Raw genomic sequence first — 25,184 nt, forward strand, 5'->3', positions numbered from 1 at the left:
CCGTCGACCGGGGCCGAAAGGAGCTCCCATGTGGGACGACCGTTTCGAGAGCCTGCTCCGCCGCTATCTGCCGTTCCTCTCCGCCGACCAGCCGCTTGAGCACGACGTCAGCCTGCGCGACGTCGGCCTCGACTCGCTCGGCACCGTCGAACTCCTCGCCGAACTGGAGAACACCTACGGCGTCCACTTCCAGGACGAGGCCCTCACCAAGGAGACCTTCGAAACCCCCGGCGTGCTGTGGAAGACGCTGTCGGCCCTGGCCGAACCGCGCCCCTGACCATCCGCCGCGGCCGAGCCCCCAGGACGCCCGCCCGGCCCAGGAGCGAAGACCCCGGCCCGTAGGCACGACCGCCGCCCGGCCCCACGGAGGAACCATGGACGCCGCCGACCACGCACTGTACGCACGCTTCCTGCGCGGACTCGCCCGCGCACCCGAACGGCCCGCGGTGCGGTCCGGCGGGCAGACGGTGACCTACGCCGAGGCCCACCGCACCGCCCTGCGCCAGGCCGGATCCCTGCTGCACGCCACGGCCGAAGCGCCCACGGCGATCGGGGTGCTGGCGGCCAAGGGGATCCCCGCCTACCAGGGCATCCTGACCGCCCTGTGCGCCGGCGCGGCCGTGGTGCCGCTGCGGCCCGACTTCCCAGTCGCCCGCACCGCCGAGATGATGCGGGCCGCCGGGGTCACCGCCGTCATCGCGGACGCCCAGGGCAGGCGCCTGCTCCCCGAACTGCTCGCCGACCGGCCGGACACCGTGGTCCTGGCCGCCGACGACAACCCGGAGCGGGAGCACACGGCGGGTCGCCCCGTGGTGGTGGACGAGCGACACGCCCTGTCGGAGCCCCGGCCCGTGGCCCCCGACGACACGGCCTATGTGCTGTTCACCTCCGGCTCCACCGGGCGGCCCAAGGGCGTGCCGCTCAGCCACGGGAACTTCGCCCACTACTTCCAAGTGCTCGACACCCGCTACGACTTCACCGCCGAGGACGTCTTCACCCAGACCTTCGACCTCAACTTCGACTGCTCCCTTTTCGACATGTTCAGCGCCTGGGGCGCGGGCGCGAGCATCGCCCGGATCCCGCCGCAGGCCTACCGGGACCTGCCGGCCCACCTCACCGAACAGGGCGTCACCGTCTGGTTCTCCACCCCCAGCAGCATCGCGCTCGTCCGCCGCCTGGGCGGCCTGCGCCCGGGCTCCCTGCCCACCCTGCGCTGGAGCCTGTTCGCGGGCGAGGCACTCAAGTGCGCGGACACCGACGACTGGCAGCGCGCGGCCCCCGCGTCCTTCGTGGAGAACCTCTACGGACCCACCGAACTGACCGTGACCGTCACCGCCCACCGGTGGTCACCGGAGGTCTCCCCGGTCGTCGGCGCCAACGGCGTCGTCCCGATCGGCCCCCTCCACAAGGGCCTCGACCACGTCCTCCTCGACACGGACGGCCGACCCCACCCCGACACCGGCGAACTGTGCATCACCGGGCCCCAGATGGCCGGCCGCTACCTCGACCCCTCCGACGACCACGGCAGATTCCTCGACCACGACGGACGCTGCTGGTACCGCACCGGGGACCGGGTCCGGCTGGCACCCGGCGGCGACCTGGTCTACCTCGGCCGGATGGACGCCCAGGTCCAGGTCCAGGGCTGGCGCGTCGAACTGGCCGAGGTCGACCACGCGCTCCAGGCGTGCGAAGGCGTCGACGAGGCCGTCACCGTCGGCGCGACCACCGGCGCCGGCACGGAACTGGTCGTCTTCTACACCGCCGCCGCACCCGTACCGCCGGCCCGCTTCGCCACGCTGCTCCGCGCCACCCTGCCGGACGGTGTCGTACCACGGCATTACCACCACATCGCGGAACTGCCGCTGAATTCCAACCGCAAGACCGACCGGCGGGCCCTTACCGCACGGGCCGACGAAATCCTCGCCGGAACGTGAAAGAAACACCTGCCGCACAACCAAACCCGATAGGGGCCCTTAGGGGCCGCTAGGGGTATGTCGTCCGGCCCGCGCCGGGCTAGCCTCGCCATCAAAAGACGTATTCGGGGGAGTTCGCCGTGTGCCTTGATCAGACCCTCACGTGCATTTACCGGACAGGAGACCGGCATTGAGCAGCATGACCCATGTGATGTCCGACAATGCCGAACTCGATCTCCGTCACGGCGGGCTCGTACACCATTTTCTGGAAGACTCCGGAAAAGCGTCGCCGAATTCCCAGGCCGTGGAGGACGCGTTCGGTTCCTGGACCTACGCGGAACTGCTCGCCCACAGCCAGGCGTTCAGCGCCTGGCTCGACGAAAAGGGCATCGGCCGCGGTGAGCGCATCGTCGTCCAGCTGCCGAACGTCCGGCAGACGGTCGCCGTGTTCTTCGGGGCCTGCCGTCGCGGCATCGTCTTCGTGCCCCTCAACCCGGGCATGAAGCCCTTCCACCTCGGCTCCGTCATCGCCGACGCCGACCCCCGGCTCGTCATCGCCGAGGACGAGACCGCCGCCGCCCGGCTGCACGACCTCACCGACCTGCCCGTGTTCGCGCTCGACACCCTGTGGCCGGACGTGGAACGGCTGCGCGCCGAGAAGGCCGGCACCGAGCCCGTCGAGGTCTCGCCCGAGGACCTGGCCGTCCTCATCTACACCTCCGGCAGCACGGCCGCCCCCAAGGCCGTCGCCTGCCCCCACCAGCAGATCGCCTTCGCGGCGTCCTCCATCAACGCCGTCCTCGGCTACCGCCGCGACGACGTCGTGTTCTGCCGTATGTCCGTCTCCTGGGACTTCGGCCTCTACAAGGTCCTCATCTCCACCCTCACCGGCGCCAAGCTGGTCCTCGCCGGCGGCGAACCGGACATCGCGCTGCTCAAGTCGATGCGCGAGACCGGCGCCACGATGATGCCCATCGTGCCGTCCCTCGCGAGCATGCTGACCACCCTGGCGCGACGCGACACCGAAGGCGCACCCACCGTGCGCATGTTCACCAACAGCGCCGCCGCCCTGCCCCAGGCCACCATCGAAAAACTCCGCGAGGCGTTCCCCGGCGTCCAGGTCGTCCGCATGTACGGCCAGACCGAGTGCAAGCGCATCTCGATCATGCCGCCGGAACTGGAGCACGAACGGCCCGACTCCGTCGGCCTGCCCCTGCCGGGCACCACCGTGGAGATCCTCGACGAGGACGGCCGGTCCCTGCCGCCCGGTGAACCCGGCGAGATCACGGTCACCGGACCCCACGTCATGGCCGGCTACTGGCGCGCCCCCGAACTCACCGCCCGCGCCTACCGACGCGACGAACACACCGGCGCCATGCGGCTGCACACCGGCGACTACGGACACCTCGACGAGGACGGCTTCCTCTACTTCGTCGGCCGGCGCGACGACATGTTCAAGCGCAAGGGCACCCGCATGAGCACCGTCGAGATAGAAGCGGCGGCCCTCGACATCCCCGGCGTCACCGCCGCCGTCGCCCTGCCGCCCACCGACACCCGCGACCTGGCCCTCGTCGTCGCGTCCGACCTCGCACCGCACGACGTGCTGCGCAGGCTCGCCGAACGCCTCGAAGCAGCCAAGGTCCCCGCGATCTGCCGCATCGTCAACGACTTCCCGCTCACCCTGAACGGCAAGTCCGAACGCAAACAGCTGGCACGACTCATCGACGGGGGCGACCGGTGACCCGCTACGAGGAACTCGCCGAGCAGTACGGCACCCCGCTCTACGTCTACGACCTGGACCGCATCACCGAGGCCCGCCGCGACCTGCGTACCGCCCTGCCCGACGAGGTCGAGGTCTACTACGCCCTCAAGGCGAACCCGCACCCCCAGGTCGCCGGCGCCCTGCGCGACGACAACGGCCCGGAGTGCCGCGCCGAGATCAGCTCCGTCGGCGAACTCGCCGCCGCCCTCACCGCGGGCTACCGCGCCGCCGACTGTCTCTACACCGGCCCCGGCAAGACGGACACCGAACTAGACGAGGCGATCGGCAAGGGCGTACGCACCTTCTCCGTGGAGTCCTTCACCGACCTCCAGCACATCGGTGCCGCCGCCCTGCGCCACGACACCGTCGCCCGGTGCCTGCTGCGCATCAACAGCGCCACCGCCAGCGCCACCACCAGCATCCGGATGACCGGCACCCCCTCCCAGTTCGGCATCGACAGCGAAACCCTCGCCGACGCCACCCCGGACCTCCTCGCCGTACCCGGCACCCGAGTCGTCGGCATGCACTTCTTCCCCCTCAGCAACGCCCGCGACGAGGACAGCCTGATCGGCGAGTTCCAGCACACCATCGAGACCGCGGCACGCCTGGCCGCGGACCACGGCATCCCGCTGGAGTTCCTCGACATAGGGGGAGGGTTCGCCCACCCCTACGGGGCCCCCGGCGACCGCCCCGTCTACCGACAGCTGCGCGCGGCACTCACGGCCGCCCTCGACGCCCACCTCCCGCGCTGGCGGGAAGGAGCTCCGCAGATCGCCGTCGAGACCGGCCGCTACCAGGTCAGCGGAAGCGGAGCACTGCTGAGCCGGGTCGTCAACACCAAGGTCAGCCGCGGCCGGAAGTTCGTCGTCCTCGACGCAGGCATCAACACCTTCGGCGGGATGTCCGGCCTCGGCCGGCTGTTGCCGGTGGCCGTGGAGCCCGAGACCACCGGCGCCGCCGACGCCGTCGAACTCGACGATGTCGCCAGCCTCGCCGGACCCCTGTGCACCCCCGGCGACCTCCTCGGCCGGGAGATCGCCCTCCCGCGGCTCGAACCCGGCGACCTCGTCACCGTGCCGAACGCCGGCGCCTACGGAGTCACCGCGAGCCTCCTGATGTTCCTCGGCAGGCCCGCACCGGTCGAAGTGGTCGTCCAGGACGGCCGGGTCGTCTCCGCGTCCCGCCTGGAGCACCACCGCAGTCCCGCCACCCGCGCGTAGCCGCACCGCCTCGCGGCACCACCCGCACCACCCAGGGAACGCCCGACGCGGGCGTTCCCGCACTTTTCCCTGCGCCCTTTCTTCACCTGTGTCGTCGCCCGCCCTAGCGAGGAGTAAGCGAATGAGCGAGTCCGAGTACATCGTTCCTGAAACCGCCCCTGTTTCGGATGAGTCCGCGGACCCGCGATCGGCGCTGGCTCGGCGGCTGGAGGACCTGTCGTCCGCCGAACAGCAGCAGGCCGTCCTCGACCTGGTGCACCGGCACACCGTCGCCGCCCTCCGGGCCGTCGCACCGCTCACCCCCGACACCATCGACGTGCAACGACCCTTCCTGGAACTCGGTTTCGACTCCCTCGCCGCCGTGGACCTGCACGCCCGGCTGGCCGACGAGAGCGGCCTCGAACTCCCTGTGACGATCGCCTTCGACTTCCCCACCCCGGCTCTCGTCGCCGAGCAGATCCGGCGCATCGCCTTCGGCATCGGCCAGGAGACCCACATGCCCGTCGCCGCCGGCACGGATGTGGACGACGAGCCGATCGCCATCGTCGGCATCGGCTGCCGTTTCCCCGGCGACATCAACTCCGCCGAGGACCTCTGGCAGCTCGTCATGGACGAGGGCGAGGTACTCACGGAGTTCCCCACCAACCGCGGCTGGGACGTCGAGGGCATCTACGACCCCGACCCGGGCAAGCCGGGCAAGAGCTACGTCCGCGAGGGCGGCTTCCTGGCGGAAGCCGGCGGCTTCGACGCGGACTTCTTCGGGATCTCGCCGCGTGAGGCCCTCGCCATGGACCCGCAGCAGCGACTCGTCCTGGAGACCGCGTGGGAGGCCTTCGAACGCGCCGGCATCGACCCCGGCTCCCTCCAGGGCAGCAAGGCAGGCGTCTTCATCGGCGCCGAGGTCCACGAGTACGGCACCCGCGTCCACGAGGCCCCCGAAGGCCTGGACGGCTACCTCATGACCGGCAACGCCCCCAGCGTCGCCTCCGGCCGCGTCGCCTACAGCCTCGGCCTGGAAGGCCCCGCGGTCACCATCGACACGGCCTGCTCCGGCTCGCTCGTCGCCCTGCACCTGGCCGCCCACTCCCTGCGCCGGGGCGAGTGCACCCTCGCGCTGGCCGGCGGTGTGACCGTCATGGGCAACCCCGGCATGTTCGCCGCCTTCAGCCGCCAGCGCGGCCTCGCCGCCGACGGCCGCTGCAAGCCCTTCGCCGCCGCCGCGGACGGCACCGGATTCTCCGAGGGCGTCGGCATCTTCGTCGTCGAGCGCCTCTCCGACGCCCGCCGCAACGGCCACCCCGTCCTCGGCATCGTCAAGGGCTCCTCCATCAACCAGGACGGCGCGAGCAACGGCCTCACCGCGCCGAACGGCCCGTCCCAGCAGCGCCTGATCCTCCAGGCCCTCGCCAACGCGGGCCTCGCCCCCGCGGACGTGGACGCCATGGAGGCCCACGGCACCGGCACGAAGCTCGGCGACCCCATCGAGGCACAGGCCATCCTCGCCACCTACGGCCAGGACCGCGAGGAGGAGCGCCCCCTCTGGCTCGGCTCCATCAAGTCCAACCTCGGCCACACCCAGGCCGCCGGCGGAGCCGCCAGCCTCATCAAGATGCTCATGGGCATGCGATACGGAAAGCTGCCCCGCAGCCTCCACATCGACGCCCCCACGCCCCACGTCGACTGGTCCACGGGCGGGGTCGAACTCCTCACCGAGACCCGCGACTGGGACAGCTCCGACCGCCCGCGCCGGGCCGGCATCTCCGCCTTCGGCATCAGCGGGACCAACGCCCACGTCATCATCGAGGAGCCGCCGGCCCCCGCCCCCGTCCCTGAAACGGCGACGGCCCCCGCGGGGCTCCCGGTGCCATGGGTGGTGTCGGCCAGGTCGGCGGAAGCGCTGCGGGCCCAGGCGGAGCGGCTGTCGGCACAGCAGCGGGACGCGGACGCGTCGATCGCCGATGTGGCCTTCTCGCTGAACGCGTCGCGGGCCGGGCTGGACCATCGGGGTGTGGTGCTGGGCTCCTCGCGCGAGGAACTGCTCCGGTCGCTGGACGTGTTGGCGACCGGCGCCGAGGCGCCCGGGGTGGTGTCGGGCCGCATCGTGGACGGCCGGCTGGCGTTCCTGTTCACGGGTCAGGGTGCTCAGCGGGTGGGGATGGGCCGGGAGTTGGCGTCTGCGTTTCCGGTGTTCGCGGAGTCGCTGGAGCGGACGTGTGACCTGCTGGACGTCGGCTTGGAGGACCTTGATCTTCCGCTGCGGGAGGTGTTGTTCGCGGAGCCGGAGAGTGCTGCGGCAGCTCTGCTGACGCGGACGGTGTATGCGCAGGCGGCGTTGTTTGCGGTCGAGGTGGCGCTGTTCCGCTTGGTGGAGTCGTTCGGTGTGCGGCCGGACTTCGTGGCGGGGCATTCGGTGGGGGAGATCGCGGCTGCGCATGTGGCCGGGGTGTTCTCTCTGGAGGACGCGGCGACGTTGGTGGCGGCACGGGGCAGGTTGATGGATGCGTTGCCTGCCGGCGGGGTGATGGTGGCGGTCCAGGCCACCGAGTCGGAGGTACGTGACCTGCTGGAGGGTGTTGACGGCGCGGGTATTGCCGCGGTGAACGGGCCGCGTGCGGTGGTCCTTTCGGGCACCGAGGCTGCGGTGCTGCCGGTGGTGGAGGCGTTGCGGGAGCGCGGGGTGAAGACCAAGCAGCTCCAGGTCAGCCACGCCTTCCACTCGCCGCTGATGGAGCCCATGCTCGCGGAGTTCCGTCGGGTCGCCGAGGTCCTGGACTACGAGGCGCCGCGGATCGCCGTGGTCTCGAACGTGACGGGCGCCGTGGCCTCGGCGCAGGAGCTCTGCGCACCGGAGTACTGGGTGCGGCATGTCCGCGAGGCGGTGCGTTTCGGCTCGGGCGTGGAGGCCCTGGTTGCTGCCGGTGTGACGTCGTTCGTCGAGCTGGGCCCGGACGGTGTGCTCAGTGGGATGGCTCGTGAGTCGCTGCCTGAGGACTCGGATGTGGCGTGCGTTCCCGTGATGCGTCGGGACCGGGATGAGGTGCGGGAGTTCCTGACCGGTCTGGCCCGGCTCAATGTCCGTGGCGTTGCGGTGGGTTGGGAGCCGCTGACGGCGGGCGGACGCCGGGTCGAGCTGCCCACTTACGCCTTCCAGCGGCGCTGGTTCTGGCTGGAGGCCGGCCAGAAGACCACCGACGCGGCCGGGCTCGGACAGTCGGCCGCCGACCATCCCCTGGTGGGCGCGGTGGTCGGGCTGGCCGGCGGCGACGGGTCGGTGCTGACCGGGCGGCTGTCCCTGAAGTCGCACCCGTGGCTGGCCGACCACGCCGTCGCCGGTGTGGTGCTGCTGCCCGGCACGGCCTTCGTCGAGCTGGCGGTACGCGCCGGTGACCAGGTCGGCTGCGGACGGCTGGAGGAACTGACGCTGGAGGCGCCGCTGGTGGTGCCCGAGCGCGGAGCCGTACAGGTACAGGTCGTGGTCGGGGCGCTGGAGGAGTCCGGTGTCCGCTCGGTGAGCGTGTACTCCCGTGCCGAGGACGAGGGTGTGGAGGAGGCCTGGACCCGGCACGCCACGGGCTTCGTCGCGGGCGGTGCAGGCACCGACGGCATGGGCCTGGAGTCATGGCCGCCCGCGGGCGCCGTGGCCGTCGACGCGAGCGACGTGTACGAGACCATGGCGGGGCAGGGATACGGCTACGGGCCGGTGTTCCAGGGGCTGCGCTCGGTGTGGCGCCGTGCGGACGAGGTGTTCGCGGAGGTCGCCGTCCCCGAGGGCGCGCAGGCGGACGCGCAGCGCTTCGGACTGCACCCGGCGCTGCTGGACGCCGCACTGCACGCGACCGACTACCTGGACCCGCAGGGTCCCGACGCCGCCGCCGAGACACGACTGCCGTTCGCGTGGACCGGAGTGACGCTCCACGCCACCGGTGCGTCCGCGCTGCGGGTGCGGATCACGGCGACCGGGAACGACGGCTACGCGCTCGACCTCGCCGACAGCGCCGGGCAGCCCGTCGCGACCGTGCGGTCCCTCGTCCTCCGCCCGGTCACCGCGGAACAACTGCGCGGAGCCCGGAGCGGCCCCGACTCGATGTTCCGGGTGGACTGGACCCCGGTCACGGCCGAGCCGACCCCGTCCGACGGCGTCTGGACCCTCGTCGGCCCCGACGAGCCCGGTCTGGCGTCCGCACTCGTCGGCGTCGGCGTACGCTGCACCGCTCACGACGACCTGGACGACCTCGGGGCCGCCCTCGACGCAGGGGCCGTCGTCCCCGACTTCGTCGTCGCCGACCTGCCGTCACCGGCCGGCCCGGACACCGACGTGCCCACGGCCGTACGTGCCGCGGCCGACGCAGCGCTGCGGCTCGTCCAGACCTGGCTCGCCGACGAACGCCTCGCCGCCACCCGGCTCGTCGTCGTCACACGCGACGCCGTCTCCGTCGACCCGGCCGCGGGCGGCGGCCCCGACCTGGCCCTGGCTCCCGTCTGGGGCCTGCTCCGCTCCGCACAGGCCGAGAACCCCGACCGCATCCTCCTCGTCGACATCGACGACACCGAGCCCTCGCGCACCGCCCTGGCCCTCGTGACCTCCGTGGACGAGCCCGAACTCGCCCTGCGCAAGGGCAACCTGTACGCCCCCCGCCTGGTCCGGGCCGCCGCTGACACCGGGCTCGTACCGCCCCCGGACGCCACGAGCTGGCGCCTGGACGTGCTGACCCAGGGCACCCTGGACAACCTCGCCCTCATCCCAAGCGACGCCGACCGGCAGCCGCTGGCCGAGGGACAGGTACGTATCTCCGTCCGAGCCGCGGGTGTCAACTTCCGTGACGTCCTCGTCGCCCTCGGCATGTACCCGACCAAGGCGGACATCGGCGGCGAAGCGGCCGGCATCGTCGAGGAGGTCGGTCCCGGAGTCACCGGATTCGCGCCCGGCGACCGCGTCATGGGCCTCTTCGACACGGCCTTCGGCCCGCACGCCGTCACCGACCACCGCACGCTCGTCCCGATGCCGCGCGGTTGGTCTTACGCGCAGGCCGCGACCGTCCCGCTCGTCTTCGCCACCGCGTACTACGGCCTGGTGGACCTCGCGGACGTGCACTCCGGAGAGTCGGTCCTCGTCCACGCCGCGGCCGGCGGCGTCGGCATGGCGGCCGTGCAACTCGCCCGCCACCTCGGGGCAGAGGTGTACGGCACGGCCAGCCCGGCCAAGTGGGACGCGCTGCGTTCCGCCGGTCTGGACGACGACAACATCGCGTCCTCCCGAGACACCGAGTTCGAGCGGAAGTTCCTCGACAGCACCGGCGGCCGTGGCGTCGACGTCGTCCTTGACTCCCTCACCGGCGAGTTCATCGACGCGTCCCTGCGCCTCATGCCGCGCGGCGGACGCTTCGCCGAGATGGGCAAGACCGACGTCCGCGACCCCCAGCAGGTGGGCGAGCAGTACCCCGGCGTGCGCTACCGCGCCTTCGACCTTTTCGAGGCGGACCTCGACCGACTCCAGGCGATTCTGCGGGAGTTGCTCGCCCTCTTCGACAGCGGAGCGTTGCGGCCCCTGCCCGTACGCACCTGGGACGTCACCCACGCCCCCGACGCCTTCCGCCACATGGCGCAGGCCCGCCACATCGGCAAGGTCGCCCTCACCATGCCTGCCCCGCTGTGGGGTGCCAGTGCCAGTAGCAGTGCTGGTGGTGCTGGTGGTGGTGTGGTGTTGGTGACTGGTGGTACGGGTGGTCTGGGTGCGGTGGTGGCCCGGCATCTGGTGGTGTCGCATGGTGTGGAGCGTCTGGTGCTGCTGTCGCGGCGGGGTCAGGATGCGCCGGGTGCGGTTGAACTGGTCGCTGAGCTGGCCGGGTTGGGTGCCCGGGCGGATGTGGTGGCGTGTGATGTGAGTGATCGTGCCGCGTTGGCTGCTGTGGTGGATGGTCTGGGTGCGCAGTTGTCGGCGGTGGTGCACACGGCCGGTGTGGTCGATGACGGTGTGCTGGGGTCCCTGACGCCGGAGCGGCTGGATGGTGTGCTGGGTCCGAAGGCGGATGCTGCCTGGTATCTGCATGAGCTGACGCGGGAGTTGGACCTTTCCGCCTTCGTGATGTTCTCGTCCGTCGCCGGTGTCGTGGACGGTGCTGGGCAGGGCAACTACGCCGCGGCGAACGTGTTCCTCGACGCTCTCGCCGTGCATCGGCGGGCTGTTGGTCTACCCGCTTCCTCCTTGGTGTGGGGGTTGTGGGAGGGCACTGGTATGGGTGCGGCGTTGGCGGAGGGTGACGTTGCGCGGATGAGCCGGTCGGGTGTGCTGGGTCTGTCGGTGGGGCAGGGTCTGGCGTTGTTCGATGGGGCGTTGGGTGTGGATGTGCCGGTGGTGGTGCCGGTGCGGCTGGATGTGGGGGCGTTGCGGTCGCGGGTGGACGGTGTGCCCGCGGTGTTCCGGTCGGTAGTAGGCGGGCCGGTGCGGCGTGCGGTGGGTGCTGCTGTGTCGGGTGGCGGGGAGGTGTCGCTGGCGGGGCGGCTGGCGCTGCTTGGCGCCGATGAGCGTGAGCGGGTGTTGTTGGAGTTGGTGCGGTCGCATGTGGCGGCGGTGCTGGGGCATGAGGGTGCGGGTGCGATCGAGCCGGGTCGGGCGTTCAGTGACATCGGGTTCGACTCGTTGTCCGCGGTGGAGTTGCGGAACCGGTTGAACGCGGAGACGGGGCTGCGGTTGCCGGCCACGTTGATCTTCGACTACCCCACCCCCCAAGCCCTCGCCGAATACGTGATCGTCTCCCTCCTCGGCGAGGAAGCCACCACGGACGTCGCGCTGCCGCTGACCGAGGCACCCGCGGTCACCGGGACCGACGACGACCCCGTGGTGATCGTCGGCATGGGCTGCCGCTACCCCGGCGACGTCCGCAGCCCCGACGACCTGTGGCGGCTCGTGTCCGAAGGCACCGATGCCATCACGCCCTTCCCCGACAACCGGGCGTGGGACATCGACGACATCTACGACCCGCTGCCGGGCGTCTCCGGCAGGACGTACACGCGTGAGGGTGGCTTCCTGCACGATGCGGCGGAGTTCGACCCGGGTTTCTTCGGGATCTCGCCGCGTGAGGCCCTCGCCATGGATCCGCAGCAGCGGTTGCTGCTGGAGACGTCGTGGGAGGCGATCGAGCGGGCGGGCATCGACCCGACCACTCTGCGCGGTACCCAGACCGGTGTCTTCGCCGGTGTCATGCAGACCGACTACGGCACAGGAAGCGCCCGCCTCTCCGAGGACGTCGAGGGCTACATCGCCAACGGCACCCTCGGCAGCGTGGTCTCCGGCCGTGTCGCGTACACCATGGGTCTGGAGGGCCCGGCCGTCACGATCGACACGGCCTGCTCCTCCTCGCTTGTCGCCCTCCACTGGGCCGCCCATGCCCTGCGCCAGGGGGAGTGCTCGCTCGCGCTCGCCAGTGGTGTGACCGTCATGTCCACCCCCGAGACGTTCATCGACTTCAGCCTCCAGCGCGGCCTCGCCGCGAACGGCCGCTGCAAGGCGTTCTCCGCCGACGCGGACGGCACGGCCTGGGGCGAGGGTGTGGGTGTCCTCGTGCTTGAGCGGTTGTCGGACGCGCGGCGCAACGGTCACCAGGTGTTGGCCGTGGTGCGTGGTTCGGCGTTGAATCAGGACGGTGCGAGCAATGGTCTGACGGCTCCGAATGGTCCCTCGCAGCAGCGGGTGATCCGTCAGGCGCTGGCGAGTGCAGGACTCTCGGCCTCTGAGGTCGACGCCGTCGAGGCGCACGGCACGGGTACGACCCTTGGCGACCCGATCGAGGCCCACGCACTGTTGTCGACGTACGGCCAGGAACGCGAGGAGGACCGTCCGCTCTGGCTGGGCTCGGTCAAGTCGAACGTGGGCCACACACAGGCCGCCTCCGGTGTCGCGGGCGTGATCAAGATGGTCATGGCGATGCGGGCGGGTGTCCTGCCCCGGACCCTGCATGTGGGTGCGCCGTCGAGTCATGTGGACTGGTCTGCGGGTGCGGTGGAGTTGTTGACGGAGGCGCGGGAGTGGCCGGAGGTGGGGCGTCCGCGGCGGGCGGGTGTGTCGTCGTTCGGTGTGAGTGGTACGAACGCGCATGTGATCGTGGAGCAGGCGCCGGTGGAGGAGCCTGCGGCGGAGGTTGTTGCCGAGCCTGATGTCCAGTCGGGCGTCGAGTCGGGTGTGGCTGGGTTGCCGGTGCCGTGGGTGGTGTCGGGCAAGTCGGTGGAGGCGTTGCGGGCGCAGGCCGGGGCGTTGTCGGCGCAGCAGCAGACGGCGGGTTCGTCGGTTGCTGATGTGGCCTTCTCGCTGAATGCGTCGCGGGCCGGGCTGGAGCATCGGGGTGTGGTGCTGGGCTCCTCGCGTGAGGAGTTGCTGCGGTCGCTGGAGGTGTTGGCGACCGGCGCCGAGGCGCCTGGTGTTGTCTCGGGTCGCGTGGTGGACGGCCGGCTGGCGTTCCTGTTCACGGGTCAGGGTGCTCAGCGGGTCGGTATGGGCCGGGAGTTGGCCGCGTCGTTCCCGGTGTTCGCGGAGTCGCTGGAGCGCACGTGTGACCTGCTGGATGTCGGCCTGGAGGGTCTCGAACGTCCGCTGCGGGAGGTGCTGTTCGCGGAGCCCGAGAGCGATGCCGCAGCTCTGCTGACGCGGACGGTGTATGCGCAGGCTGCGTTGTTCGCGGTCGAGGTGGCGCTGTTCCGCTTGGTGGAGTCGTTCGGGGTGCGGCCGGACTTCGTGGCGGGCCATTCGGTGGGGGAGATCGCGGCTGCGCACGTAGCCGGGATTCTTTCGCTGGAGCATGCGGCGACGTTGGTGGCGGCTCGTGGGCGGTTGATGGATGCGTTGCCTGCGGGTGGGGTGATGGTGGCGGTCCAGGCCACCGAGGATGAGGTGCGTGAACTCCTGGACGGGGTGCAGGACGCCGGTATTGCGGCGGTGAACGGGCCGCGCGCGGTGGTGCTCTCGGGCAGCGAGGCCGCGGTGATGCCAGTGGTGGAGGGCCTGCGCGAGCGCGGGGTGAAGACGAAGCGGCTGAACGTCAGTCACGCCTTCCATTCGCAGCTGATGGAGCCGATGCTCGACAACTTCGCCGCCGTGGCGGAGGGGTTGACGTTCAACACGCCGGCTCTCGGAGTCGTGTCGAACGTGACCGGGGAGATCGCTTCGGCGCAGGACATGTGTGTGCCCGGCTACTGGGTGCGGCACGTGCGTGAGGCGGTGCGCTTCGGCTCCGGTGTGGAGGCTCTTCTGGACGCCGGTGTGTCGTCGTTCGTGGAGTTGGGTCCGGACGGTGTGCTGAGCGCGATGGCTCGTGAGTCGCTGCCGGAGGACTCGGATGTGGCGTGCGTTCCCGTGATGCGTCGGGACCGGGATGAGGTGCGGGAGTTCCTGACCGGACTTGCCCGACTCAATGTCCGGGGCGTGCCGGTGAGTTGGGAGCCGCTGACGGCTGGTGGGCGTCGGGTCGAGCTGCCCACGTACGCGTTCCAGCGGCGTCGGTTCTGGCTGGAGGCGGGTCACAGCGTCACCGATGCGGCAGGGCTTGGTCAGTCGGCTGCGGATCACCCTCTGGTGGGTGCGGTGGTCGGGCTGGCGGGTGGTGAGGGTGTCGTGCTGACGGGGCGGCTGTCCCTGAGGTCGCATCCGTGGCTGGCCGATCACGCGGTCGCGGGTGTGGTGCTGCTGCCGGGCACGGCCTTCGTCGAGCTGGCGGTGCGTGCCGGTGACCAGGTCGGCTGCGGACGGCTGGAGGAGTTGACGCTGGAGGCGCCGTTGGTGGTGCCCGAGCGTGGTGGCGTACAGGTGCAGGTCGTCGTCGAGGCGGCGAACGGGGCCGGGGAACGTCTGGTGGAGGTGTACTCGCGCCCGGAGGACGGCGACGAGACCCCCTGGACCCGACACGCCACCGGCTTCGTCACAGCTGGTGGCGGTACGGACGGCGTCGGACTTGAGGCATGGCCGCCGGCCGGCGCCCAGGTCGTCGACGTGAGCGATGTGTACGACGTACTGGCGGGCCAGGGATACGGCTACGGGCCGGTGTTCCAGGGGCTGCGCGCCGTGTGGCGCCGTGCGGACGAGGTGTTCGCGGAGGTCGCCCTGCCGGAGGGCGATGCCGACGCGCAGCGGTTCGGACTGCACCCGGCGCTGCTGGACGCCGCACTGCACGCGACCGACTACCTGGACGACCACGGTCCGGACGGCACGGACCGGGGGACACAACTGCCGTTCGCGTGGACAGGCGTGTCGCTGTACGCCTCCGGTGCGTCCGCTCTCCGGGTACGCATCTCTCGTACAGGGCAGGACGAGTACGCACTCGACATGGCCGACGGAGCCGGGCAGCCAGTCGCCACCGTCCAGTCGATCAGCACCCGGCCGGTCTCGGCCGACCAGCTGAACAGTGCCGCGTCCTCCCGCCACCAGTCCCTCTTCCAGCCGGAGTGGACGTCCGTGACACCGGCGCCCCACACCACCGCGGGGAACGTCGGCTGGGCCCTGCTCGGTGAGCCGACTCCGGAGACGGCGGACCTCGCGGGCTTCGCGGGAACGCGGACCTACGCCACGTTCGCCGATCTCGGCGCTGCCGTGGACGCCGGGGCCGGAATCCCGGACCTGGTCGTCCTCCCGTGCCGCAGCAGGCTCGACGGGAACAGCGTGCCGGAGGCGGTGCGTAGCACCCTCCACGAGGCTCTGGCCACTGTGCAGGCCTGGAACGAGGACCCCAGGTTCGACGGCGCACGGCTCGTCGTGCTGACCCGCGGCGCCGTGTCCGTGTCCGATACAGAGGCGCTCACGGCCCTCGACCTGGCGCCCGTACGGGGTCTGCTCCGTTCCGCGCAGGCCGAGGCTCCCGGCCGCTTCCTGCTGGTCGACACCGACGGATCCGTCCTGTCGGCAGAGGCCTTGCGTCATCTGCCGGAACTGCAGGACGCCGAGATAGCCCTGCGCGAGGGCGAGATCCTCGTACCCCGTCTGACCCGGGTCGCTGAGGCCGGCGAGGCACCGTCGTGGGGCGGTGGTGTGCTGTTGGTGACTGGTGGTACGGGTGGTCTGGGTGCGGCGTTGGCCCGGCACTTGGTCGTATCGCACGGTGTGGAGCGTCTGATGCTGCTGTCGCGGCGGGGTCAGGATGCGCCGGGTGCGGCTGAACTCGTTGCTGAGCTCGCGGACTTGGGTGCCCGGGCGGATGTGGTGGCGTGTGATGTGAGTGATCGTGCCGCGTTGGCTGCTGTGGTGGATGGTCTGGGTGCGGAGTTGTCGGCGGTGGTGCACACGGCCGGTGTGGTCGACGACGGTGTGCTGGAGTCGCTCACAGCGGAGCGGTTGGACGGTGTGTTGGGTCCGAAGGCGGACGCTGCCTGGTATCTGCACGAGTTGACGCGGGAGTTGGACCTCTCCGCCTTCGTGATGTTCTCGTCGCTGGCGGGGACGGTCGACGGCGCGGGGCAGGGCAACTACGCGGCGGCCAATGTGTTCTTGGATGCGTTGGCGGTACACCGTCGTGAGCTGGGACTTCCTGGGACCTCCTTGGTGTGGGGGTTGTGGGAGGGCACTGGTATGGGTGCGGCGTTGGCGGAGGGTGACGTTGCGCGGATGAGCCGGTCGGGTGTGCTGGGTCTGTCGGTGGGGCAGGGTCTGGCGTTGTTCGATGTGGCGTTGGGTGTGGATGTGCCGGTGGTGGTGCCGGTGCGGCTGGATGTGGGGGCGTTGCGGTCGCGGGTGGATGGTGTGCCCGCGGTGTTCCGGTCGGTAGTAGGCGGGCCGGTGCGACGGGCGGTCGGTGTCGGCGCGTCGGGCGAGGGCAAGGCTTCGCTGACGGGCCGGCTTGCGGCGCTGGGTGTTGATGAGCGTGAGCGGGTGTTGTTGGAGTTGGTGCGGTCGCATGTGGCGGCGGTGCTGGGGCATGAGGGTGCGGGTGCGATCGAGCCGGGTCGGGCGTTCAGTGACATCGGGTTCGACTCGTTGTCCGCGGTGGAGTTGCGGAACCGGTTGAACGCGGAGACGGGGCTGCGGTTGCCGGCCACGTTGATCTTCGACTACCCCACCCCCCAAGCCCTCGCCGACCTCATCCGGGAAAAGACACTCGGAGCGGTCGACGCGGCCGCCAGGCCGATGGCGACCACCCCGACCGACGACGAGCCCATCGCCATCGTCGGCATGGGCTGCCGCTACCCCGGCGACGTCACCACGCCCGAGGACCTGTGGCGGCTCGTGTCCAACGGTACGGACGCGGTCAGCCTCTTCCCCGAGGACCGTGGCTGGAACGTCGACGACATCTACGACCCGCTGCCTGGCCAGTCCGGCAGGACGTACACGCGTGAGGGCGGCTTCCTGCACGATGCGGCGGAGTTCGACCCGGGTTTCTTCGGGATCTCGCCGCGTGAGGCCCTCGCCATGGACCCGCAGCAGCGGTTGCTGCTGGAGACGTCGTGGGAGGCGATCGAGCGGGCGGGTATCGACCCGACCACTCTGCGCGGCACCCAGACCGGCGTCTTCGCCGGGATCATGTACCACGACTACGGGTCCCGCGTGACTCAGCCTTCGGAGGAGGTCGAGGGCTATCTCGGCAACGGCAGTGCGGGCAGCATCGCCTCGGGCCGTGTCTCCTACACGTTCGGTTTCGAGGGCCCGGCCGTCACGGTCGACACGGCCTGCTCCTCCTCGCTTGTCGCTCTCCACTGGGCGATCCAGGCCCTGCGTCAGGGTGAGTGCACGATGGCACTCGCCGGCGGTGTGACCGTCATGTCCACCCCCGAGACGTTCATCGACTTCAGCCTCCAGCGCGGCCTGGCCGCGAACGGCCGCTGCAAGGCGTTCTCCGCCGACGCGGACGGTACGGGCTGGGGCGAGGGCGCGGGTGTGCTGCTCCTGGAGCGGTTGTCGGACGCCCGGCGCAACGGTCACCGCGTGTTGGCCGTGGTGCGGGGTTCCGCCGTCAATCAGGATGGTGCGAGTAATGGCCTTACGGCTCCGAATGGTCCGTCGCAGCAGCGGGTGATCCGGCAGGCGCTGGCCAGCGCCGGTCTGACGGCGGCCGAGGTGGACGCGGTCGAGGCGCACGGTACGGGTACGACCCTTGGCGACCCGATCGAGGCGCAGGCGCTGCTCGCCACCTACGGCCAGGACCGCGACGAGGACCAGCCGCTCTGGCTCGGGTCGATCAAGTCGAATGTGGGTCATACGCAGGCGGCTGCGGGTGTGGCTGGTGTGATCAAGATGGTGATGGCGATGCGGGCGGGTGTGCTGCCCAAGACCCTTCACGTCGGTGAGCCTTCGCCGCATGTGGATTGGTCCGAAGGTGCGGTGGAGTTGTTGAGTGAGGCGCGGGGGTGGCCGGAGGTGGGTCGTCCGCGGCGGGCGGGTGTGTCGTCGTTCGGGATCAGTGGGACGAATGCGCATGTGATCGTGGAGCAGGCGCCGGCCGAGGAGCCTGCCCTGGCGGCTGGTGTTGAGCCTGGTGTGGTGCCGGCTGTGTCGGTGCCGTGGGTGGTGTCGGGTAAGTCGGCGGTGGCCCTCGCGGCTCAAGGGGAGCGGCTGGCCGAGGCGGTCTCGGGTGCTGGTGCTGGTGCTGGTGCTGGTGAGGTTTCGGTTTCGGGTGTGGGTTGGTCGTTGGTGAGTGGTCGTTCGGTGTTCCGGCATCGGGCGGTTGTGGTGGGCCAGGACGTGGATGGGTTGCTGGCTGGGGTGCGTGGGCTGGCGGCCGGGCAGTCGGATGCCGGTGATGCGGTGTCCGGTCTGGTGTCTGGTGTGGCTGATGTGTCGGGTCGTCGGGTGTTTGTGTTTCCGGGGCAGGGTTCGCAGTGGGTGGGGATGGCGGAGGCTCTGCTGGAGTCGTCGCCGGTGTTCGGGTCGCGGTTGGGGGAGTGTGCGGCGGCGTTGGAGCCGTTCGTGGACTGGTCCCTGCTGGATGTGGTGCGAGGCGTTGACGGTGCCGCATCGCTGGAGCGGGTTGACGTCGTGCAGCCCGTCTTGTGGGCGGTGATGGTGTCCCTGGCTGAGGTGTGGCGTTCTGTCGGTGTCGAGCCGGACGCCGTCGTGGGGCATTCGCAGGGTGAGATTGCGGCTGCGGTGGTGGGTGGCTGGCTGTCCCTGCCGGACGGTGCGCGGGTGGTGGCGTTGCGGTCGAAGGCGATCCGTGAAGTGTTGGCGGGCGGTGGCGGGATGCTCGCGGTTCAGGCCCCGGCCGACGACGTCGCCTTGTGGTTGGAAGACGTACAAGGTGTGGGGATCGCGGCGGTCAACGGCCCCCGCTCGGTGGTCCTTTCCGGCACTCGTGAGGGTCTGGAAGCGTGTGTGGAGGTGTGGTCGGCACGGGGCGTCTGGGTGAAGTGGGTGCCGGTGGATTACGCCTCGCACTCGGAGCAGGTGGAGCAGGTCCGCGACCGCATCCTGGCCGACCTTGCGGAGATCACACCGCTGTCTGGTGGGGTGCCGATGCTGTCGACCATGACCGGCGAGTGGGTCGCAGACGCAGACGGCGGGCTGGGGGCCGGTTACTGGGTGGACAACCTGCGTCGCCCGGTGCGGTTCGCCGACGCCACCCGTCGCCTTGCTGAGGAAGGCTTCGGTGCGTTCGTGGAGGTGAGTGCGCATCCGGTGCTGGTGATGGGCATCGAGGAGACGGTGGAGGCGACGGGCGTGGAGTCCGGCGGCGACACCGGGAACGGTGCCGTCGTCGCGGTGGGGACGTTGCGTCGTGGTGAGGGCGGCTGGGATCAGTTCCTGCGCTCGCTTGCGGGCCTGTTCGTGCGTGGTGCCGCAGACCCGGACTGGCAGATTCTCCTGGGTGGTCCCCACCCCCGGGTGGAGCTGCCCACCTACGCCTTCCAGCGGGAGCGGTTGTGGCTGGATGCGACGGCGGTGGCGGGTGATGTGGCGGGCGTGGGCCAAGTCGCGGTGGAGCACGCTTTGTTGGGTGCTGGTGTGGGCGTGGCTGGAGCCGGTGGGGTGCTGTTCACGGGCCGGATTGGGCTGTCGTCGCATGCGTGGCTGGCTGATCATGCGGTGTCGGGTGTGGTGCTGTTGCCGGGTGCGGCGTTCGTCGAGTTGGTGGTGCGGGCCGGTGACGAGGTGGGGTGTGGCCGGGTCGAGGAGTTGATGCTGGCGGCGCCGTTGGTGGTGCCGGCACGGGGTGCGGTGCAGGTGCAGGTGGTGGTGGGTGCTGTTGAGGACGGCGGACGCCGCACGGTGGGCGTCTACTCGGCCTCGGGCGAAGGGGTCGAGGGGGAGTGGGTGTGCCATGCCACCGGCTTCCTGACCCCCGACAGCGCCCCGCAGTCGGGCGGTGGATCCGTGCTGTCGGCGGCGTGGCCTCCGCCGGGTGCCGAACGGATCGATCTGGTGGGTGTGTATGAGGACTTGGCGGTCGAGGGTTATGAGTACGGTCCGGTCTTCCAGGGTCTGAACGGGGTCTGGCGCAACGGTGAGGAGGTGTTCGCCGAGGTCGCCCTCCCGGATGGCACGGCGGTGGGCGGCTTCGGGCTGCACCCGGCGCTGCTGGACGCGGCACTCCAGGCAGCAGGCTTCGGCTCCTTCACCTCCGACCCCGATCCCGACCCCGCGACCAACTCCGAAGCTGGCTCCGGCGGCGGCGTCCGTCTGCCGTTCGCCTGGTCGGGTGTGTCCCTGTACGCGTCGGGTGCGTCGTCGTTGCGGGTCCGCCTGTGGCCGGTGGGCGAGGACGGCTTCGGCGTCGAACTGGCCGACGCGGCAGGACTGCCGGTGGCCCGCGTCGACTCACTCGTCACCCGTGACATCAGCCCGGAACAGCTCAACGCCGCCGGAGGCACCAGTACACGGACCGAGTCGCTGTTCAAGGTCGACTGGACCTCCACGGCGTTCTCCCCGCTGCCGGAGTTGCCGAGCCGTGCGGTACTCGGCACCGGCTCCGACCTGCAGACAGCGTTTGGTACGGACACCTCGGTGGCGGCGGACCTGGCCGCGATCGACACGAACGCCACCGGCCGCGTACCGGAGTGGGTGTTCGTGGACGTGGACGCATGGGCGACCGCCCCCTCGCTGAACACGGACCCAGACGCAGAGGCGAAGGCGAAGGCAGCGATGCCGACCGCCGTGCGGAGTGTCACCGCCCAGGCCCTCGCGCTCGTACAGCAGTGGTTGTCCGAGGACCGGTGGGCCGAGTCCCGCCTGGTGTGGGTGACCCGGGGTGCGCTCGGCGTCCAGGCCGGGGATGCGGTGCCCGGGCTGGCGTCCTCGGCGCTGTGGGGTCTGGTGCGTGCCGCGCAGTCGGAGCACCCCGACCGGTTCGCGCTCCTCGACCTCGACCCGGCCACCGACCCTACGGCTTCCGCCGAAGCCGACGCCGCCTCCGGGCCGATGGATCGGGTCCTCGCCGCACTCGCCTCCGGTGAGTCGCAACTTGCCCTCCGGGCAGGAGAGTTGCTCAGCCCTCGTCTCGTCCCCGCCCACGCCCCGACGGCCGAGGCATCCGACGAGACCGGCGGCCAGGAGTTCGGCAAGGCGGTGACCGGCACCGTACTCGTCACCGGCGGTACCGGAGGTCTCGGTGCCGTCTTCGCCCGGCACCTGGTCACCGAGCACGGCGCCAGGCGCCTGCTGCTGACCAGTCGACGGGGCCTCGACACACCCGGTGCCGCCGAACTGGTCGCGGAACTGGGGGAGTTGGGTGCCAGGGTCGATGTCGTCGCGTGCGACGTGTCCGACCGGTCGGCGCTGCGGGACCTGCTCGCGGGTGTCGCCGACGACGCGCCGCTCACCGCGGTCGTGCACGCCGCCGGTGTGCTCGACGACGGTGTGGTCGAGACGATGAGTCCCGACCGTCTGGACGCGGTCATGCGGCCCAAGACCGATGCGGCCTGGTACCTGCACGAGCTCACGGCGGAACGGGAACTGGACGCCTTCGTCCTCTTCTCCTCCGCGGCGGGCACGCTGGACGGGGCCGGACAGGCCAACTATGCGGCGGCCAACGTCTTCCTGGATGCACTGGCCCAGCACCGGCGGGCGCAGAACCTGCCGGCACTGTCACTGGCGTGGGGCCTGTGGAGCGAACGCACCGGCATGGTCGGCTCGTTGGACGGCACGGACCTGGACCGAATCGGGCGCTCCGGTGTCCGGCCGCTCGCCACGGCGGAGGGCCTCGCGCTCTTCGACACGGCGGCCGCGCAGGACGAGCCGGTCGTGCTGCCCGTGCACCTGGACCTCGCCGTGCTGCGGTCGAGGCCCCAGGACCAGGTGCCGGCCATCGTCCGCAAGCTGGTCGGGGGCACCGCTCGGCGGACCGCCGCCGCGGCAGGCGCCGAGAACGACCGGACGGCGCTCACGCGCCGCCTCGCGGAGCTCGCCCCTGCCAACCGGGACCGTTTCCTGCTGGACCTGGTGCGCGGACAGGTCGCCGCGGTGCTGGGATACGCCGGCCCCGAGGCGATCGAACCGGAGCGCGGGTTCCAGGAGTTGGGCGTGGACTCGCTGGGCGCGGTGCAGATACGCAACCGGCTGGGCGCCGCGACGGGCCTGCGGCCGCCGACGACGCTCGTGTTCGACTATCCGACGCCCGCGGCGGTGGCGGGTTACTTCAAGGAGCACCTCTCCATCCCGGACGAGGACGCCACGGCGGACCTCATGCGTGAGATCGGCCGGCTGGAGGCCGCTGTCGCGGCGGCGACGGTCTCGGCCGGGGACTCCGGACTTGCGCCCGCGGCGGACCGGTTGAGGGCGCTGGCGGCGAAGCTGGTGGAGGTCGGTGCCGGCCGGCCGGATCAGGAGGACGAAGCCGACCTCGAGGCCGTCACGGCCGACGAGCTGTTCGACATCCTCGACGGCGAACTGTCCGCGGACTGACCGATCCGACCGTCGACGAGAGTCGTGGTGGGGACCACCGGCAGTGGGACCCCACCACGACCTTGCGCCACCGTGTCGCAGGCCCGTCTCCGACCGACCGGTCCCCAACTGACCCGGCCGGTACGGCCGGTCCGGTCATGACGTGGTCGACCACTTGTTCGTCGGGCTCTGGCGCTTTGGTGCCACGGTTCTCTAAACTGGTTCTGCGTCCGGTTCTTGTACTTTCGTACGACGTCTCTCCGGGTTTGACGCGTGTGCGGCTCTTCAAGCTGGTTCTGTGTCCCGCTCTCGTGCACTCGTGTGGCGGCTATGGCTGGTCATGCGGTTGGCTCTCAGTCCACGACGCTGACGAGATCGGCGTCTCTCAACTCACCGATGAAGGTGTCGAAATCGGCTCTGAGCCATCGCGGGTTGCGGTTCCATCGCACGGCAAGTACCTCGACCGCCGGCTCGACATGCCCCGCATGCTGCTGCAGGGCGATCCATATGGCGGTGCCCATCGGCCCGCAGAGGTAGGTACTGCCCGTGCGTGGGGACTCCAGTTGCAGGGTCCCGTCCTCGCGCACCAGCGCCACGGTTTCCGGTTCGACTAACACTCGCAGACGTTCCTCCCCCAGCGGGCGCACCTGCCCGCTCATCGTGATGGAGATCGTCCCCACAGTCCCTACGCCCTGGCGGCGGTCACCTCAAGGCACCACTCGCCCACTCCTCCGCGCCCGCCGACCGTGATCGGCCTGCGCGGAGGAGTGGGCGTACGAGCGGCACCGGGCGGTGGAACAGCCGTCGGCGCTCCGCTCAGCGGGTGTAGAGCTGGGCGTCGTTGTCCTTCGAGCTCGGGGCGGCTGCGTGCGGGTCCCCGGCCGAGGGGCTGATCCGCAGGTGGCGCAGCATCAGGCCGGCCAGCACCGCGGCGACGAACATCACGGCGGCCGCCGTGTAGGAGGCGAGCTGCATGCCTTCGGTGAACGCCTCCCGGCTCGACGTCAGCAGGAGCCCGGCCAGATCCTCCGGCAGCTGTCCGGCGACCTGTACGGCACCGCCCAGCGTCTCGTGCGCGACCTCGCTCGCGGCCTCGGGGATCCCTGCGGGCATGTCGGTGTCCATGGACTGGCGGTACACGGCGGCACCGATGCTGCCGAGGATCGCGATACCGAGAGCGCCACCGAACTCGGCACAGGTCTCGGACAGTCCGGAGGCCGAGCCGGCCCGTTCCGGTGGCGCGGCCGCGATGATCAGGTCCGCGGCAAGGGTCAGTACGACACCCACACCGGCCGCCATCATGGTGGCGCCCGTGATGACCAGGGCGAGTTCGGAATCTGCCTGGACCTGGGCCATGACCCCGAACCCGGCCGCGGCGAGCAGCAGGCCCGCGGAGATGACGTACGCCGGTCGGATGCTCTGGACGAGAACGGCGGCGAGGGTCGCGCTGACCATCGTCGCGCCGGCCGCCGGCAGGGTCCACAGACCGGCGCTCCATGGTCGCAGGCCGTACACCAACTGCAGGTACTGGGAGGTGAACAGGCCGAAGCCGACCATGGCGAACATCGCCAGGACGTTGGTGCCCACCGAGGTGCTGAAGGCGCGGTTGCGGAACAGCGACACGTCGAGCAGGGGGTGGGTGAGCTTGCGCTGGCGCAGTACGAACACGACGCCCACCAGCAGGCCGACACCGATCGTCGCCAGCGGGATGACCGCCACACCGTCCTCGGCGATCTTCTTCATGCCGTAGATGATGGGCAGTACTGCGGCGAGGCTGAGTCCGGTGCTCATCAGGTCGAACTTACCGGGGTTGGGGTCGCGGAACTCCGGCAGCATCACCGGGCCGAGGATGAGCAGCAGGACCATGACGGGCACGTTGACCAGGAACGCGGAGCCCCACCAGAAGTGTTCGAGCAGTGCGCCGCCGAGCAGGGGGCCGAGGGCCGCGCCGCCGGCCAGGGCGGCGGTCCACACGGAGATGGCGGTACGGCGCTGGTGGTCGTCGCGGAACATGTTGCGGATCAGGGAGAGGGTCGAGGGCATCAGGGTCGCACCGCCGATACCGAGTAACGCCCTTGCCAGGATGAGCATTTCGGCGCTGGTGGCCATCGCCGCCGCGGCCGAGGCGGCGCCGAACGCGGCGGCACCCAGCATGAGCAGCTTCCGGCGACCGATGCGGTCGCCGAGCGTGCCCATCGTGATGAGCAGGCCGGCCAGCAGGAACGAGTAGATGTCCATGATCCAGAGCAGCTGGGTGCTGCTCGGTTCCAAGTCGGCGCTCAGGAAGGGCAGAGCGAAGTAGAGGACGGTCATGTCCATGGAGATGAGGAGTACCGGAAGGGTCAGCACGGCGAGGCTGGCCCACTCCCGTCCGGTCGCCTTCAGTGACGGATTGGTAGCCATGAGCCGTACTATACGGATGTGTAGGACGGATGTATAGCTGGCTTGCCGATTTTGGTTTCCAGGGGCGCACGAACACGCCAATGTCTCGTAGGATTGCCCGC

At 70.6% G+C, this 25,184-nt stretch carries 7 protein-coding genes; 5 read left to right on the plus strand and 2 right to left on the minus strand.

The window, feature by feature from the left end; translation table 11 throughout:
* The first annotated feature begins 28 nt into the window (after positions 1–28).
* The 5 genes from JEQ17_RS40500 to JEQ17_RS40530 all read left to right on the plus strand — a co-directional run bounded on the left by JEQ17_RS40500 (position 29) and on the right by JEQ17_RS40530 (position 22,701).
* Entirely contained in the window at positions 29–277 is a 249-nt protein-coding gene (locus tag JEQ17_RS40500) for a phosphopantetheine-binding protein (protein ID WP_200399878.1), read from the plus strand.
* 97 nt (positions 278–374) lie between these two features.
* Entirely contained in the window at positions 375–1,934 is a 1,560-nt protein-coding gene (locus tag JEQ17_RS40505) for an AMP-binding protein (RefSeq protein ID WP_200399879.1), read from the plus strand.
* 178 nt (positions 1,935–2,112) lie between these two features.
* On the plus strand, positions 2,113–3,654 hold the full coding sequence (locus JEQ17_RS40510; protein WP_234048825.1) for an AMP-binding protein: 1,542 nt from the start codon (positions 2,113–2,115) through the stop codon (positions 3,652–3,654).
* Positions 3,651–4,895, plus strand: a complete 1,245-nt coding sequence (locus JEQ17_RS40515; protein WP_200399880.1) for a type III PLP-dependent enzyme — start codon at positions 3,651–3,653, stop codon at positions 4,893–4,895. Before JEQ17_RS40510 ends, JEQ17_RS40515 begins: the two co-directional genes overlap by 4 nt.
* Positions 4,896–5,016: 121 nt before the next feature.
* Positions 5,017–22,701: a type I polyketide synthase gene (locus JEQ17_RS40530; RefSeq protein ID WP_234048556.1), complete on the plus strand. Its 17,685-nt coding sequence runs from the start codon at positions 5,017–5,019 to the stop codon at positions 22,699–22,701.
* Between the two features lie 332 nt (positions 22,702–23,033).
* Here the strand turns inward: JEQ17_RS40530 and JEQ17_RS40535 are convergent, their stop codons facing one another.
* Positions 23,034–23,360, minus strand: coding sequence for a PqqD family peptide modification chaperone (locus JEQ17_RS40535; RefSeq protein ID WP_200399881.1), 327 nt, complete (start codon positions 23,358–23,360; stop codon positions 23,034–23,036).
* Between the two features lie 136 nt (positions 23,361–23,496).
* Positions 23,497–25,083, minus strand: a complete 1,587-nt coding sequence (locus JEQ17_RS40540) for an MFS transporter (protein WP_200399882.1) — start codon at positions 25,081–25,083, stop codon at positions 23,497–23,499.
* Positions 25,084–25,184: the final 101 nt, after the last annotated feature.

The sequence above is a fragment of the Streptomyces liliifuscus genome, from assembly GCF_016598615.1.
Taxonomy (GTDB): Bacteria; Actinomycetota; Actinomycetes; order Streptomycetales; family Streptomycetaceae; genus Streptomyces; species Streptomyces liliifuscus.